12 protein-coding genes are annotated in these 16,743 nt (G+C 50.4%); 1 reads left to right on the top strand and 11 read right to left on the bottom strand.

Features of this window, described 5'->3' with window-relative positions; genetic code table 11:
* Positions 1-32: 32 nt before the first annotated feature.
* The 8 genes from RCO25_RS11630 to RCO25_RS11595 all read right to left on the bottom strand — a co-directional run bounded on the left by RCO25_RS11630 (position 33) and on the right by RCO25_RS11595 (position 14,263).
* Positions 33-2,774 carry an alpha-mannosidase gene (locus RCO25_RS11630; protein ID WP_308996309.1) on the bottom strand — a complete coding sequence of 914 codons (2,742 nt, stop codon included), beginning with the start codon at positions 2,772-2,774 and terminating at the stop codon, positions 33-35.
* A gap of 19 nt (positions 2,775-2,793) precedes the next feature.
* Positions 2,794-5,928, bottom strand: a complete 3,135-nt coding sequence (locus RCO25_RS11625; RefSeq protein WP_308996308.1) for a beta-galactosidase — start codon at positions 5,926-5,928, stop codon at positions 2,794-2,796.
* Positions 5,925-7,244, bottom strand: coding sequence for a glycoside hydrolase family 125 protein (locus RCO25_RS11620; protein WP_308996307.1), 1,320 nt, complete (start codon positions 7,242-7,244; stop codon positions 5,925-5,927). Before RCO25_RS11620 ends, RCO25_RS11625 begins: the two co-directional genes overlap by 4 nt.
* A gap of 33 nt (positions 7,245-7,277) precedes the next feature.
* The gene (locus tag RCO25_RS11615; RefSeq protein ID WP_308996306.1) at positions 7,278-8,195 is read right to left on the bottom strand and encodes a carbohydrate ABC transporter permease; all 918 of its coding nucleotides are present in this window, start codon (positions 8,193-8,195) and stop codon (positions 7,278-7,280) included.
* Between the two features lie 52 nt (positions 8,196-8,247).
* A complete protein-coding gene (locus RCO25_RS11610; RefSeq protein ID WP_308996305.1) occupies positions 8,248-9,186 on the bottom strand; it encodes an ABC transporter permease in 939 nt (312 codons plus the stop codon).
* 82 nt (positions 9,187-9,268) lie between these two features.
* Entirely contained in the window at positions 9,269-10,738 is a 1,470-nt protein-coding gene (locus tag RCO25_RS11605; RefSeq protein WP_308996304.1) for an ABC transporter substrate-binding protein, read from the bottom strand.
* 194 nt (positions 10,739-10,932) lie between these two features.
* Positions 10,933-12,453 carry a response regulator gene (locus RCO25_RS11600; protein WP_308996303.1) on the bottom strand — a complete coding sequence of 507 codons (1,521 nt, stop codon included), beginning with the start codon at positions 12,451-12,453 and terminating at the stop codon, positions 10,933-10,935.
* Positions 12,446-14,263, bottom strand: coding sequence for a cache domain-containing sensor histidine kinase (locus RCO25_RS11595; RefSeq protein WP_308996302.1), 1,818 nt, complete (start codon positions 14,261-14,263; stop codon positions 12,446-12,448). Before RCO25_RS11595 ends, RCO25_RS11600 begins: the two co-directional genes overlap by 8 nt.
* Positions 14,264-14,584: 321 nt before the next feature.
* Here RCO25_RS11595 and RCO25_RS11590 point away from each other — a divergent pair, with 321 nt between their 5' ends.
* Entirely contained in the window at positions 14,585-14,896 is a 312-nt protein-coding gene (locus RCO25_RS11590; protein WP_308996301.1) for a hypothetical protein, read from the top strand.
* Positions 14,897-15,020: 124 nt separating this feature from the next.
* Here the strand turns inward: RCO25_RS11590 and RCO25_RS11585 are convergent, their stop codons facing one another.
* Genes RCO25_RS11585 through RCO25_RS11575 form a run of 3 tightly spaced genes read right to left on the bottom strand, consistent with a single transcriptional unit; the run spans position 15,021 to position 16,681 of the window.
* The gene (locus RCO25_RS11585) at positions 15,021-15,176 is read right to left on the bottom strand and encodes a hypothetical protein (protein WP_308996300.1); all 156 of its coding nucleotides are present in this window, start codon (positions 15,174-15,176) and stop codon (positions 15,021-15,023) included.
* Positions 15,173-15,478, bottom strand: a complete 306-nt coding sequence (locus tag RCO25_RS11580; RefSeq protein ID WP_308996299.1) for a hypothetical protein — start codon at positions 15,476-15,478, stop codon at positions 15,173-15,175. Before RCO25_RS11580 ends, RCO25_RS11585 begins: the two co-directional genes overlap by 4 nt.
* A gap of 12 nt (positions 15,479-15,490) precedes the next feature.
* Positions 15,491-16,681, bottom strand: coding sequence for a Gfo/Idh/MocA family protein (locus RCO25_RS11575; RefSeq protein WP_308996298.1), 1,191 nt, complete (start codon positions 16,679-16,681; stop codon positions 15,491-15,493).
* Positions 16,682-16,743: the final 62 nt, after the last annotated feature.

The raw sequence follows: 16,743 nt of genomic DNA, 5'->3' as shown, positions 1-16,743 counted from the left end.
GCGGCTAGCCTTGCAGAGGGCTTTTTCATGATTTATTTAAGCTTTACGCCTAGGGTCAAAATCTCGCAAGGCCCTACCGGCACTTGATAGAATGACTCGCCTTGACCGGCAAGAAGATCGCCTGGCTGCTCAAGCACATCGCTTTTATAAGCATGCCCCAAATCTGGAGCAGCAACACCAGCCGAGAGCTTAAGCCCCGTTACATTCGGCTTCATATTATACCATCTAAGCATCAAATCTCCCGATTGCTCGTTAACCTTTAACGAAGAGAAGGCTAGGCTGCTGCCTTCCCAATTAAATTGGGAAACGTTTGGAGCAAGAGTTCCTTCGTGCACGCCCGTCTGACTAACCGTCCACGGTACTTGGAATTGATAAGCCGCCGCATAAGCGCCTGACTCCGTACCGTCGCCGTTATGAGGGATGATGCTAAGGCTGAAGCTTTGCTCGCCTAAACATTGCGCTTCCGGCGTCGGGAACACGCCCCAGTCGCCGAGCTCTGCTACTGAACGCAGCAGCGTAATCGCTATGGTATTGCGGCCATCACGCAGTACCTCGTATTCATTCAAGCCTAGATTAGCAACCGTGAGGCCCGCAAGCTCGCCGCTTACGTCAACGAATGCCTGCTGATGCTGCGCATTGCTTGGATTAACCCATTCTGCAGCTGGCTCAATATCGCGCTTTGCGATCTCGAAGATCGAATCCGCATGGTGAACGGCTGTCGTAAGATCCGTCGGGAACAAGACCCGAACCCGGTGATCCTTCGCTTGGTTATTGAACGAGGATTTCCATTCTACGCCTTGGCCGCTTCGGGTCAATGCGATTTCAGTACGGATCGTAAGCGGAACCGTATGCGCTGTACGCTGTGATTTCCGGTCCGGGAAATAAACCGCTTCGCGCTTTTCGATCTCGAATTGCTCATCGGCCGAAGCTGGCACCGCCCACTCATGCACGATTTCGATTGCTGCCCGGAAAGCTGTGTTTTCCGTAAGACGAATGCTCGCTGACAGCCCTTTCGTTGTCAGTGTTTGTTCGCCATTTGGCTGTTTGTACATGTATTCATTGCCGATATCGCCGGTATTTTCGTAGATGCCAAGTCCTTGATAGGTTTGTCCGCTGCGTTTATCGGTTAGATTAAACGACCCGTCATTTTCGACATCGATCCGAAGCCATGCGTTCTCAAGCGCATGCGTTCCCGCTGCTAATGATGCGAGCGGCCGTTCTGCCGGCTCAGCTCCCCGAACCCATGCGTACGCGGCTAGACCAAGCGCAGGCACCTGCGCCGCTTCGAACGATAGTCGCACTCGGCGGCTCATATAAGGCTGACGGAACTTATCATCCGGCAGATCATAGCCGAACTGAAGTCCCAAATCGACAACCGTGTGGGCAACTGCCGCGCCATCACGATCAACAAGCGATCTGCTTGTAATATCAATGCCATACATTTTCTGATTCATTTCATCTAACGGCATGCCGTCACGGAAATAGATGCGGTCAACGTCGAGTTCAACCTCTACGACACCGCTGCGATTCCAGCCAGTCGTATTAAATACCACCAACGGAAGCGCATGATCGCCATACTGCTCGAATACCGAAGTATCCACGCTGTCTGCGATCGTTTTTTTGCTGTCGTCGATAATCGCTTCCGCAATATGACGGCTTTTATCAAAACGGGTGACCATCTCGCGGTGAACCTCATCCACGCTGCAGCCGCAAATGCTGTCATGCGGATGGTTTTGCATTAGCGTTTTCCAGGCATACGTAAACAAATGATGCGGGTATTCATACCCAAGCGAATAAGCAAGAGCAGCAAGCGGCTCTGCGACCTTCTCGAGCATCGCTTGGCCCAGCTGGTTCATTTGCTTCAAATAGACGCGGGCAGACGCCGTATTCACGAGCGTTGACCAGCCGTCTGTACGCTGGCTGCGAAGCTCGCCTTTTACGACTGACAACTCGCGGGTAAGTGAAGCATTGACCGCTGCCAAGTAATCTTCGAAATTGGAGTGGATAAACTCCGTCTCCGGAAAGAGCTCTCTTGCCGCAGCAAGCGCAGCCGACAAATCCTGCTGGATCGGCTGGTGATCGCAGCCGTTCATGAACAGGAGCTGTCCTGTAGCCGCATATTTCTCTGCTTCCGCAAGTTTGCGCTCCCAGTATTCCTTGGCGCTTGCTTCGTCAGTCGGCACTTCCATGCCGTTGCAATACCAGTTTGCGAACAGAACACCGAGCACGCGTGAGCCGTCCGGACCTTCCCAGATCAGCTCGGAGAAGGAGGATTCATAATCGGAATCCGCGACAGTGTTATTAAAGCCGGTAGGCTTCACGCCTCTGCCGAACACGGCGTTATCGATGCCTGCTTGCCGCAAAATTTGCGGCGCTTGGCCGATATTGCCAAACGTATCCGGAAAATAACCGACCTTCGCAATCGTTCCGTAGCGGCTTGCATCCTGATGGCCGATTTGTAAGTTGCGAAGATTCGCCTCGCTGCTTGTAAGAAAAGCATCCTGCAAAATATACCAAGGGCCGATCGGAATACGCCCTTCTTTAATGTAGCGCTCAAGACGTTCCCGGTTTTCCGGACGTACCTGCAGGTAGTCTTCCAAAATAATCGTCTGTCCGTCCAAATAGAAGCTTTTGAAGTTTGGATCGGTATCCAGCGTATGAAGCAGCGTATCCATCAGCTTCACGAGCAGGACATGATGTTTCTCATATGGCAAATACCATTCCCGATCCCAGTGGGTATGCGAGATGATATGGGCTGTTCTTTTATGGGTCATGGTTGAACACCTCTTCTTGTTAATCGTCGTTAGCTGACATGAGCGTTATGCTTACCTGATCAGGACGGTAGATCGATAGCAGCGCGCCCTTGTTGTCCACCGCGAATAGTACGGAACGCTCCTTCTCCAGCATGAAAGAGTAATGAACGCCCGTTACCGGATCCTTGACCTCAATCTCCGCATCTAAGCTGAACTCGGATACGAATGTGAATAGCGCTCCGTCATTGAAGCTCAGCTTGCGGCCGTACACGCCTGGAAAATGTCCGCCCTTGATCCAGTTCAGCTCTTCGTTGCAGCCAGCCGACTCGAGTGCATAACGATAGATGGCTGATACCGGCTCGATACGGTCGTTAAGCTCTACAGGCAGCGGACACCAAAGGATTCGCCCTTTGCCAAGCGGCAGCTCCATGACCTGCTCGGCACCGGCTTCTGCAGCGCCTATTCTTGCTTCTTTCCAAACCTGCGCGATTCTGCGGCTGCCGTAAGAAACAGGCAGCAAGCGATTGCCGATGCTGAGCAGCTCCTCGCGCCGCACATTGACAAGCTCTCGCGCGCCAAACAATGCCGAATGACGCTCGACCGGCCTCCAATAGGCATCTAAACTAGTTGGACCCGTAAGCAGGAGCGTTGCACCCGTTCGTTCAATGAGGCTGAGCAGCTGATCCAAGGCTGCGTCATCTATATTATGGGCGCTCGGTACTATAACCAGCTTAGCCGGATTTGCTTCCAGCTCTTCCAGATGGTATTCGCTCACGCCCCGGAATGGTTTATTCAGCTCATAAGCAAGAACTCGGGTAGCTTTGGTTGTCGCATCAAAGGCAAGCTTGCGGTTGGAGAAATCATTCGAATACGGGAATACAACCGCCGTATCCTCCAGCTCCCGTCCGCTGAACAAATCTCTGATTTCAGCCATGAAGCGTCCGAAATCATAAGATACGTCTGCCTCCGGCTTCTCCGTTCCGTCCGCGCGCAGCGCCCCGATATGCGATTCGTTCGCGTTGTCCATATAGAAATTCGTATTCCATATCCACTGGACCGCGCCTGCTCCGCCCGTCGCGAAAGCATAAGCATATTTGCGTTCGAGCATGCTCCGAAGCTCTTTCTCCGAACGTTTCGCGCGTCCCTCCGGCGTCTCCACATACATAATGCCAGTTTCCTGCACGAGATTAGGCTTATTCGCCGTCTTGGCGAAAATGCTGTCCCAGACGAGCTGATCGTTCAGCCACCAGGAATGCACGGTCGTATAGTCAACGGCCTCGCCGTAGAAGAACGGAGAAGGTCTCTGCGCGCCGAGCGCTTCATCCTGCCCAACCGTAACCATATGGTCCGGGCATTCTTCTTTAATGGTGTCATACAGCTGCTTCGCCCAGCGATTATGCATATCCATAGAAAACAACACATAATCCAGCCAGCGCGTTCCCTTCTTTCCTTGGTGCATATCCTGAACGTCGAAGTTGATTTCCTCCGGCTCGGGCGGCAAGGCGGACTCAAAGTCCGGCAGCTGCTCCGGCGTCATATTCCATAGCTGTTGCAGCTGCTCCACCGATCCGTGGCGCTCCCGCAGCCAAGCCGCGTAGGCCGCCTTCTCGAAGGAATCGCGAGAGGACCTTGGGCCATCAGAAAAAATCCGAGGCGGATCGAACATGGACGGTTCATTAATTAAATCCCAGTCCACATGCTTCGACTGTTTATGGCGCGAAATGATGGACCGGATAAAACGCTTCTGCGCCTCGACGCTCCGCGGATCGAGATAAGGATTTTCGCCTTCCCAGGTTTCTGGAGTGAACGAGAAGAATGTAAAGGTTACCTGCAAATCATGGCGCTTAGCCGTCAGGAGAAACGCGTCAATCGAGCGAAGCGCCTCCTCAGAGGCATGACCGTCCACCTGCATGACATTCCGGTAAGCCGTCCAAATGCCGGTTCTAATCCAATTGATGCCCGCTTTGCGCATCTGGGCCATATCCCGGTCCCACACGGAGGCATTAGGCAAAAACAAAAACTTGCGCGCAACGTCCGAGGTCATATACGTCATGCCGACAACCGGCATCGGCCGGCCGTCCTTCACGAAATAATCCCGTCCGCAGGTTACCGGGCTGCCTTCCCCGAGCAGCTCGGAGTCAAAGCCCCAGAAGCCTTGGCGCAGGATGCGTACTTCCCCCGTAGACGACTCAGCTCTGCATTGTACCTCGTAATAACCACTCTCCACCGTCAGGGCAACAGGTATGCGGCAAATCAGCTGCTTGCTGTTTGCTTCTTCTTGCAGGTTGCTTGTCCAGCGCTGTTCCGGCTTGCTGCTGTGCTCGGCCGTTAGGGCGAAGCTCCAGCTGACCGCAGGCGCGGGTTTAGCGGCAGTGCGGCTAAGCTGCTGCATCTGCAGCGTCAGCATCATCCGCTCGCCCGGCTCGAAGGAAGCATAGTTCGGCTTCAGCCAGAGCTCGGTTACGCCTGCCGCGCAGAATGCTGCCCAGCGGCTAAGTTCGCCGGCGCCGCCCGCTTGCCAGAACGCTTCCGTTAACGGCTGGTTGACGAACAGCCAGCGCGCTCCCGCAAAGCTTCCCTTCGTGTTTTCCCATAACACGACAGGTGCAGCAACCTCTCTTCCTTCAGAGGAAATTCCCTTCAGAAGCGGATACAGCTGCGCATCCATTGGACCTGCCGAGCCCATTTGATGAGGCAGGTCGCTGCTTTTCGTCACATGGGGCACCAGATTCCAGGTCCCGGCAACCTCAAACATCGATTCCTTGCCTTGCAGCAGCGGAATGTCCGCGAAAGCAGACAACGTCTTGATCGGTGCCTCGCTTACGGGCAGGATCTCATGGATATGAAGCTCGCGGTGATAGGCGGTTTGCTCGCCTTCCGCCTCCCACGCTCCGGCTTCATTTCTAGAAACCGGACGCTTGAACGGCGCTCCGCCGATACTGACGAGGCCACCGCCGCGCTTTAGAAAAGCAAGGATCTCGCCCCACGCTTCTTTTGGAAAATAGGGCGCATGCATATTAACAAAGCTGCCGCCCTCCGCTGCGTGAAGCGCCTTTTCTAATCCAGCCGCGCGAACAACGCTCCCTAATTGGAGCAGTTGACCTTCCGTGTCGGCGTTTAGGCGAGCAGTCAGAGGAAAAGAAGGATCATAAAAAATAATGGTGTTCATGCTCATAGCAGGTCTTCCTTCATCGCCTTGTAAACCAGCTGTGCGAAGAGGCTGTTTGACCAAGCGAACCATTTGCGCGTGAATACGGATGGATCATCCGCGTGGAAGCCCTCATGCATATAACCGGTACCCCCGTCAGTTGCCTCCAGCATATCGATCAAAGCCAGTTTTTCTTCGCTGCTGACAGCGGTAATTCCCTGCATCGACAAGGCCATATGCCAAATGTAGCCTGGCGGCGTATGCGGGCTGCCGATTCCCTTTGCTGCCGTTCCTTCGTAATAGAACGGATTTAACTTGCTAAGCGCAAACTTTCTCGTATTCTGGTAAATCGGATCATCAGCCGTGGTATATCCGAGATACGGAATGGACATCAAGCCCGGCGTGCCCGCATCATCCATGAGGCAATAATTGCCGAAACCGTCCGTTTCATAAGCATAAATAGGTCCAAATTCCGGATGCTGATAAATGCCGTACAGCTGAATGCCATGGTCGACGTCGTCCTCAAGCCTCTTCAGCTCCTTAACGAAGTCCATGTCGCGGAACACCCATTCCGCGATTTCTCTCATTTGGCGAAGCGCTACTACGGCGAACATATTGTCCGGCACGTTGTAATGGAAATCGCATGCGTCATCGCTTGAACGGAAGCCTGACCAGATCATGCCTGTGTAATTGACGGGCATGCCGAGGCCGCTATTGCGCAGTGAATCCGTCGGAATGCCGTTATCCCGGACAAAACGGTACGGGGACAGCTCAAAGTGACGCTGCTCTGTCTTCCATAGCTCTACGATGCGGCGCATTGTCGCCTTGAAGCCGGAATCAAAAATATCCGTCAGCTCGGTTTCCTTCCAATAAGCATGCGCGAGGCGGATGGAGAAGCAGATCGAATCCAGCTCGAACTTGCGCTCCCAGACCCATGGCGACATTTCCGTCTCATCAGTCGTGTTCCAATGCCAATCATTTGCCGTTTCATTAAATGCATTCGCGTAAGGATCGATTTGAATAGACATCATATGCCGTTTGATCAATCCGCCGATGATTCGCTGCAGGTCCTTGTCTTCCTTCGTGAAAGGGACGTAATGAATCACCTGCTCAACGGAATCGCGCAGCCACATCGCGGGAATATCGCCTGTGATGACGAAGGTTGTGCCGTCGTCCATCAGCTTTGTCGTCGTTTCAAGCGTATTCGGAAAACAGTTTTTGAATAATTGCAGCAGCTTCGGGCGATGCGCAAGCTTCTGCTCGGCTTCCTTCAGCACATCTTGAACCGCCTGCGGCAGCGTCAGCTCCGGCATCGGGATTTTGGGTAATCGGAATTGCTCCATGTTCGGTATGCTCCTTTAGAAGAAAAATCGTCGTTATTCCTTAACGGCGCCAACCGTCAAGCCTTGAATGAAATACCGTTGGAAGAACGGATATGCGAATACGATCGGGCCGGTTGCCAGCACCACCATTGCCATGCGGGACGTATCCTGCGGCATGGATTGCAGCACACCCGTGCTGATCGACGCATTTTGTGAATTTTGCAAAATAAACTGCATGCTATTTTCAATCCGCATCAGCATCGACTGAAGCGGCACTAAATTCGGCGTATTAATGTAAAGCAGCGCATTGAACCAATCGTTCCAATAGCCGAGCGTACTGAACAAACCAATCGTAGCAAGGCCTGGCAGCGACAAAGGCAGAACCAGCTTAAAGAAAATGCCAAACTCGCCCGCGCCGTCGATTTTACCCGATTCGATAATCGCATCCGGCACCATGGTTGAGAAAAACGTGCGAAGAATCATAATATAAAAAGCGTTGACCGCCAGCGGCAGGATGAGTGCCCATATCGAATCTTTAAGTCCGAGCAGCTGCGTAACGACAATATAAGTCGGGACGAGCCCGCCATTAAATAACATCGTGAAAAAGGCGAAAAAAGCGAAAAATTTGCGGTATTTAAAGCTGTGACGCGAAATCGCGTAAGCAAAAAGCGCGGTAAACGCAACACCGATAGCCGTCCCGATAACGGTAACCGCAATCGTTACCCCATAGGAGCGAAGGAGCTGGTCCCCAGCCTTAAATAAATAGGTATAAGCATCGAAGCTCCATTTTTCCGGAAACAGCTGATATCCGTTTTTGGCTAAGGTTGCTTCGTCTGTAAACGATATAACGGTGACGAACAAAAAAGGAAATACGCAAAGTAAAGCAAAAATACCGGCTACCGAATGGAAAGCGATATTCCAAACGGGTGTCAATCTATGAAAATCGCGGCCTTTCGTCGTTTGAGCGGACACAACGGTTTTCCTCCCTTCGCAATGCCTGCCATGGGCCGTATGGCCGTCATGACTAGAACAATGCATTGTCTTTATTGAATTTACGTACGATACCATTCGATGTAATGACAAGAACGAAGCCGATAAGCGACTGATACAGACCTGCTGCCGTGCTCATTCCGATTTCGCCGGTCGTTTTCAGTCCGCGGTACACATAGGTGTCGATGACGTTCGTTACGCTGTATAAGGTTCCGGAATCCCGCGGCACTTGATAGAACAGCCCGAAATCCGCATAAAAGATTTTACCGATCGCAAGCAGCGTCAATATCGTAATAAGCGGCGTCAGCATCGGAATCGTAATGTTGCGGATTTGCTGCCATTTGTTTGCGCCATCGATCATTGCCGCTTCATAAAGCGATTTGTCGATACCCATGATCGCCGCCAAATAGATTACGCTGTTGTAGCCTACCGATTTCCAGAGAAATACGACCACGATAATAATCGGCCAGTAGGTCGGGTCCGAATACCAATTCACCGGATCGATCCCAAACCAACTTGCGATTTGGTTCACGACACCCCGATCCAAGCTGAGGAAGCTGAATACGAAGTATCCAACGATAACCCAGGATAGGAAATAAGGAAGAAACATGCCCGTCTGATAAACCTTTGCTAATTTCTTATTCGTAATTTCCGCCAGCATGATCGCCATCGCAACAGCAATGACCAGCCCCAGCACGATAAAAAATATATTGTAGAGCACGGTATTCCGGGTAATGATATAAGCGTCATTCGTGCTGAACAGAAATTTAAAGTTTTGCAGACCGACCCATTTGCTCTCGATAATGCTGGCTAAAAATCCATCCCTGCTGTAGCGGTATTCCTTAAACGCGATAACCATGCCGGCCATCGGCAGGTAGGAGAAGAAGATGAACCAGAGTGTCGCTGGCAGTACCATAATCAGCATCGCTTTGTTTTTGTTAATATCCTTGAAAAATCGCCCAAAGGCTCCCACGTGATCACCTCTCTGCTGTCAATTTAATGAGAGAAGGTATGAATCGAATGCCAAGCATCCGTCTCATACCCCCCCCGCTTGTTTACTTGTTCGCGGCTCTCCACTCATCAAGCTGGCGCTGCGCTTCAGCCATAATTTTATCAAGTCCGGCTGCTTTGAATTTCTCGTTCGCACGTGCGATGTAAGTCTCAGGATCAACTGTACCTGTCATTAGCGCTACCCAAAATTCTTCCTTAACGTTGTTTAAAGACGCGATTTCCGTTGTTACCTTCGATGTGTCGAAGTTGAAGCCAAGAAGCGGCGCCTCTGTTCCTGCATCGTTAAACTTCTTGAACTCCTCCCACTTGTTGGTTGGATCTGTCGTGTTCAAGTACGTAAGCATAACGTTGCCTAGCGAGAAGGTAGGCATATCGTAGTTTTTCGACTCATCCAGGTTTTCCATCACATTGTCGCTTACTTTCTTGTAGTGAACGCCTTCGATTCCCGAATCAACCATGTTGCGAAGCACAGGGTCTGTGTTCAGCAGGTTCAAGAATTCCATCGCTTTCTCCGGATACTTCGAGTTAGCCGAGATCGCTTGCATCGAGCCCATTACGGACCAGTTATAAATAATCGCATCGCTTGCCGGTGTAGATACGACTGGGTAGCCGTTGGTTGCCGACCAAAGGTTATCCGCGAAAGGCTGCGATGTCGCACGGTCAGCGAACCATTTTCCCGTCGTTTGAACGTCTGCCATCGAATCCATCGTAGCGGCTTCTGCAGGAATGTAGCCCGCTTTGTAATATTTGTGCATCGTATTCAAAACTTGTTTCATTTCCGGTGTATCCAGCACGTTTACGATTTTATAATCCTTCGTATCGAGCGATACAGCCATTGGAAGCTTCTCGATCACGTAATCGTAAGGCACGTAAGGCCCGTAGTTTTTATCCACGGCGAACGGATAAACATCCGGCTCGTTTTCTTTAATCGTTTTCAACAGCGGCTCCAAGCTTTCAAGCGAATACACCTTTGAGATATCCAGCTTGTATTTATCGACAAACTGCTTGTTAAAGCGCCATACCTCTTGTGCAGGCAGCTCTTTTTTAGCCGAGATGCCGTAGTTATGACCATCGATCTTGGAGCCTTCCAGGAATGCCGGATCAAGCGTATCGATAATGCCTTGGCCATGCTCTTTCAGCAAATCATCGATTTGCATGAATGCGCCCTTCCTAGCGTTCTGTACATAGTCGAATGCCCATGAGGAAGTAAACATAATGTCTACCGCTTCGCCGGAAGCGGTCATGACCTGCAGCTTTTGCGAGTAATCGCCCCAGTCGATCATGTTCATTTTCACGGTTACGCCGATTTTTTCGGCTGTATATTTACTTACTTCCGCCATGACTTTGTCCACATCTTTTTGCGGCGTACCGATCGTGTACCAGATCAGTTCAACCGGTTTCTCGGCAGTACCCTCAGTGCTTTCATTTTTGCCGCCTCCGCAGGCGCTTAGCACGATTGACATAACCAGCAGCAGCGAAAGCGCTAGCGTAAAGCTGTTTTTCTTTCTACTCATTGTTTAAATCCTCCCCGTATTGTGTTTCGAAGCAGAATCCGATTGCATAAGCATGCGCTTACTTTATTGCTTGCCCCTCATAGACAGCGTTTAAAGGGCTAACTTAAAAATAACGGATGTAACGATTTTCAAATAGGCAACAAACTAAAGGTATGCTGTACAAATTAAAGAAAAAAGGACAGCTCCGTGTTGCATTAGAGTAGTCCTTTGTAATCAGTGGGAGAAATACCGACGTATTTCTTAAATTGCTTATAGAAATATCCCGTCTCCCAATAGCCCACCTGCATTGCAATTTCCTGCACCTTTAACTGTGTTTCCTTCAGCATTTCTTTAGCCTTTCCGATGCGGTATTTATTTATGTACTCGGTAAAAGTCTCATTCGTTTCCTTCTGGAACAATTGGCCGAGATACACGGGATGAATATTATATTGCTGACTAAGCGATTTGAGAGAAAGCGCCTGCGCATAATTTTCATGTACATAACCCAGCAGCAGCTGAATAATCGGACTTTTCACGTCGCGCATAAGCGAGTCAACGGTCAAGGTTGCCGCCTCTTTGACGACCGCGGCTAAGCCTTCAATCGTTTCTGCCTGCATGATTTGCGCAAAGCCGGCCTTGTAGAGCTCCGGCTGATCCGCCTGCTTAATTTCTTTGAGCTCCATCTTGAACCTGATCATGAGCTCGATCGCCATGCTTTGAATATAAGCAGGCGTCGCTCCCTCAAGCATTTGGCAGCGCTCAAATTCAGCATCGATCGCCGTATGAAGCTGCTCCAGGTCCTTTGCCTTAATCAGCTTGGAATAAGCTGACCAATCCAGCGGCTGGGCCGCCGCATGCTCGATCCCGTTTTTCTCCGAAAGCATGCCGTAATCGAGTATAGCCGGTTCATCCAGCAGCAAAAAATACTCCTGCGCCTTCTTGGCGTGGGCATAGCTTCGCGGCGCTCCTTCTCCTATCTCCTGCACGCTTCCGATCGTAATGCGCAATGGGCTAGGCTCCAACCGTTTTTGCATATTTTCAAGCACGCTCATTGCTTTATCTTTCCCTTTAACCGGATCTTCTATCATAAATACGATAACAAGATCGCCGTCAATATCGACAAAGGGCAGCATCGAAGGATCCTGCACGGCCATCCTTTGAGCCGCTTCGTAGGATGGCTCGAACTGGCTCTCCGTTCGGAGCACCGCGGTAACGAGATACGGCCCATCAAGCCGAATGTCCAGTATATCCATACGCTCGGTCAGCTCATTCGGCGCAATGCGTCCGGTTAACCAGCGATACAATATATTATCCCTAAGAATTCGAATATCATAATCGCTAAATAAACGGTCCGGTCTTATCGTGTTCAGCTTGTCGATGGTATTGGCCAGCGTCTCCTGAAGTTCGTCGATGTTAATTGGCTTCAGCAAATAATTTTCAACGCCAAGCTTGAGACCGGATTTTATATAATCAAAATCGTTAAAGCCGCTTAAAATAATAACCTTTAGATCCGGCCGGAATTCCCTTGCTTCGCGAATCAGGGTTAAACCATCCATATTCGGCATGGAGATGTCTGTCAGCAATATATCCGGCGCTGATTCCTTAAGCGCTTCAAGCGCATCCTGCCCATTTTCCGCAGAGCCGACGATTTCAAGACCAAACGCCGACCAATCGATAATATCGTACAAGCCCTCGATAATGAACGGCTCGTCATCAACTAAAAACACTCTATACATGCTGTGCGTCCTCCGTAACTGGAAACTCAAGCGTAACAATGGTCCCGACGCCTGGCGTGCTCGTTATTTCAATTCCGTAGTCCATACCGTAGAGCAGCTTTAATCGCTCATGCACGCTGCGCAGGCCGAAGGATTCTCCGGTTTCCTCCGGGGAGTCCATCGCAAGGCGAATCGATTCCAGCCGTTCAGGCTCAATGCCGCTGCCATTATCCTCCACCTGAATCCGAACCCGATCCTCAGTCTGCCAGACGCTAATCCGGATCCGGTTATCCGGCCTGCGGGGCTCAAGACCATGCACGACGTAATTTTCAATAATCGGCTGCAGCGCCATCCGCATAATCCTCCGGCTTGCTAAGCTTTCATCGCATGTAATTTCATAAGACAGCTTGTCCTTGTAACGGATGCGAAACAGTTCCAAATAGAGGCGAGAGGTCTCAAGCTCATCCTTCAACGTATTTTCCCCTTTGGGCTGCACGAAGCTTTTGAACAGGACGGAAAGACTATATATCATTTCGCCTACGTCCTTCGCTCCCTGCGAAACGGCCCGCATGCGAATGACTTCCAGCGTATTGTAGAGAAAGTGAGGATTCACCCTGGCCTGCAGCGCTGCCAGCTCCGTGTGCTTTTGCTTGATTTCCGCTTTATAGACACGGTCAATGTGGCGAGTCAGCTCGCCAAGCATGTCGTTAAAGCTTCTGGAGATTTGCCCGAGCTCATCCTCCTTCTCGTCTTGGATACGCGCCGACAAATCGCCGCTCTCGACCTTTCGCATGAACCGGATGATTTTATTGGTCCGTTTTGCGAAGTTAATGACAACCAGAATCGGAACAAGCAGCACCGTCACGATACAGATCGCACTAATTAAAATAATGGTGCGCTTCAGCCCTTTATAGGCTGCGGCAACCTCATCTTTCGGCGCTATGCCAACCACCATATAGCCCGCTTGGTTTTGAGTTAACGTCGTCACATAGGATTCCTGCTCAAGCATCGCCGTGTCGTAGAGCGAATCTATTTTGTCCGCATAGGGGTAACGGGCGCCGTAATACTGGTCAGAAGAGTCGAACAGCACTTCGCCGGTTGGCCCTAACACGAGAATGTAACCTTTTAATTGCTCCTTATAGCTCTCCAGCGTATTTTGGATACGGTCCGCATTAAAATAAACGAGCAGCTGACCTAAATTTTTAAACGTATTCTTGTCCGTTATCGGCACGCGCATCGCATAAAGCTTAGGCTCCTGTTGATCGATCGCAGCGCGAACCCAAGCGTTCGGCACCGACACCATCGTATTCTCCAGCGCCATCGCATCAGGAATATAAGAGCGCGAAGCATTGGTTGATATCAATCGCGTCACATGCCCCTGCTTATAAGCAAACAGAAACTGCTTTTCCGAGCTGTACAGCATTAAATTCTCAATATCGGCATCGCTGTCCAGCTTGTTCTCAAAATACGCCAAGCCCTTCGGCATATCGATACTCGCCTCATCGGTATATTGATCCAACTGATATTTCATATAGTCCTCAAAAGGATGCTGCAGAAAATAAGCGAGATGAAGCGATAACGATTCATTCCGATACACATCCAGCATGATCGATTGCACCGATTCATATTTGCGGGTCATGTAGCTGTTCACGCTATCCATCGCTTTCTTCTGATTTTCAAGCTCATTGCGGACAATCGATTCTGACATCACATTGAACATAAAATAAGAAAACGTCACGATCGTTACCGTAGTGATGAGCGCGAACAGCATAATCATTTTCATGAAAAGGTTATTTTTCACATAGTTGTCGTACAAGCTTTTAGCCTTCAAAATAAGCTCCTTTCCCGCGTAAAACCGAAATCGCCCGAAAAATTCGATACGTAATATAACGTTTAATATACTTCACTATGATTTGTGGACACAAGCCGCCCTATTTTCACCATCCAAATATTTTCCATAATTAGGGATTTAATTTCCGGGAGGTTGAATGATGATACTGCAGGGGCTTATAATGGAATGGTGAGGAAAATCGCGACCCGGGAGTGGATATCTTGTTTAAGATGTCCTCCTCCCGGGTCTTCTTTCTCGCTTATACAAGCTTTATATAGTAAAATGGGGCGATGCAACACTATACGATTATGAGGTGCTCGAATGTCCATTAGCTTTACTACATCAATTATAAGCCGGTTGAAAAGAGAAATCGCCGACCTTCAAAAGCAAAGCGTTAACGATAAGAGTAAAAAAGAAAAAGCGGCCGCAAAAATCAAACAGCTGCAAAAGAGCACCAAGCTAAGCTCTTCCCCCAGCGATCTGAGCAGCAAAATGACGCAGATCACGAAGCTAACTGATGAGGTCGCGAGAATCGATGCCTCCCAAGCTGTTTTGGCGAAACAGCTTGCAGCTAAAAATGCAGAGCTCAGGCAGCAGCTTGCCAAGGAACAGCAGCGTGAGGACAAGGAATAGGAAACGGGACACTATATTCAATAAAACAGCGGCAGCCATGGACTTTTCTCGTCCATGGCTGCCGTATTTTCTTATTTGGGTTCGATCCATGTTTCTGATCGCATCAGGTTTCCTTATGTCTATCTTACTGCCAATCGATCTGATTGTCCTTAAGCAGGCTCTGCAATGCTTGAATCGCTGCAATGACGCGCTCGGTATTGCTCGCATCCGGCATATAATCATTCAGATGAGGCTCAACGGAGAGAAATCCGCCGAAGCCGCGCTTCTGCAGCACGCTCAATAATTCGCCGATGCGCCCGTCGCCTTTTCCAGCAGGCACGAACATACGCAGTTCCGACGAGGCATCCTTAATATGCACGTCGCATATTTGCCAACCGGGGAAGCAATAGAAGAAACGCCGAAGCCCCGCTCTTTCACCATTCCGTTAATCCGGTCAAGCTCCTCAGCATCCAGTTCGAGTACATTTTTTCCCCATACGCTGCGAATTTCCAGATGGGAAAGTCCCATCTCTGACAGCACCTGAAGCTGTTCTTCCAGGTCCTGAGAAATTTCGTCTGCAAAACATGTCACCTTCATAGCCATAAGCTCCCCTCCTTACCTGCTGCCAAAGGATTTGCTCAGATCCTCATCTGCCGTCGGCGCAACCGCTTTCTTCTTCACATAGGTCGACTGACTAATCAGTTCCTTAAGCTTTGCTTCGAAGGCATCAGTATCGAACGGAACCTGAACCGTCTGCTCCTGGAAGGAGGAAAGCATAATCCCGTTCGCCAGTACAAGCGACCGCGGCCCCTCCCAGCCTTCGGCAATGAGCTCGCCTTGTCCGGTTTGAATGCGGGAGAGAAACTTCTCCGCAACGATATGATGGCCTGAAGGCGCATCCATATCTATAGGCACAACCGTTTTTACCGTTTCGAGCTGACTGAAGCGATGCGGCGTTTCCTTTGAATATTTCAGCATGGACACCGGGTTCTTGTACCAGACTAGCTCACCGTCCTCCAGCACCAGCTTGCCGTTCTCCCCGATAATTTCCAGCCGGTTCGTGCCAGGCATCTCAGCCGTCGTGACAATGAGGTGGCCGATCATGCCATTGTCATGCTCAAAATAAGCCGTCACTTCGTCTTCGACTTCGATGTTGTGGTATTTGCCGATATGCGCGTGTCCGGTAATACGTGCGGGAAGGCCGAACAGCCACTGATACATATCCAGCGTATGCGGGCATTGATTGGTCAAGATCCCGCCGCCTTCTCCGGCCCAAGTTGCGCGCCAATCGCCGCTGTCATAATAGAACTGGGAACGGAACCAGGCCGTGTGAATCCAGGTCGCTCTCGTCAAGCGGCCGAGCTCGCCTCCTTCGACGATTTCCTTGACCTTGCGGTAGAAGGGCAGCGTACGTTCCTGAAACATAAGTCCGAATTGAAGGCCGGGGAACTGTTCCTTGGCCTGGTCATATGCCTCTGTCATCCGATAAGCGTCATTCAAATGAACCGCGATCGGCTTCTCGCAGAGGACATGAATCCCCCGCTTGAACGCCTCTATTGCAATTTCAGGATGATCATAGTGAGGAACGGCAATAATGACGACTTCAAGGCCTGCTTGATCCAGCATGTCCTTGTAATCATAATAAGCTTTCGTATCGTGCTCGGCCGCTATTTGATCCGCTTTCTCCTTAACCGAATCGCATACGCCGGCGAGCCTGACGTTAGAAGTAGATTGCAAATATTTCACATGCAAGCCGCCTCCGATTGCGCCAAGGCCAACTACACCGATATTCAACGGATTGTTCATGAATAGAAATCCTCCCGTCATAGATCACATGATTTTTCTTCCTACTCATTGTATGATGTATA

Origin of the sequence: Paenibacillus sp. LHD-38, assembly GCF_031157315.1 — a bacterium.
Classification (GTDB): Bacteria; Bacillota; Bacilli; order Paenibacillales; family Paenibacillaceae; genus Pristimantibacillus.
The sequence above is the reverse complement of the archived record's forward strand: the minus strand, read 5'-3'. Positions and strand labels throughout refer to the sequence as shown.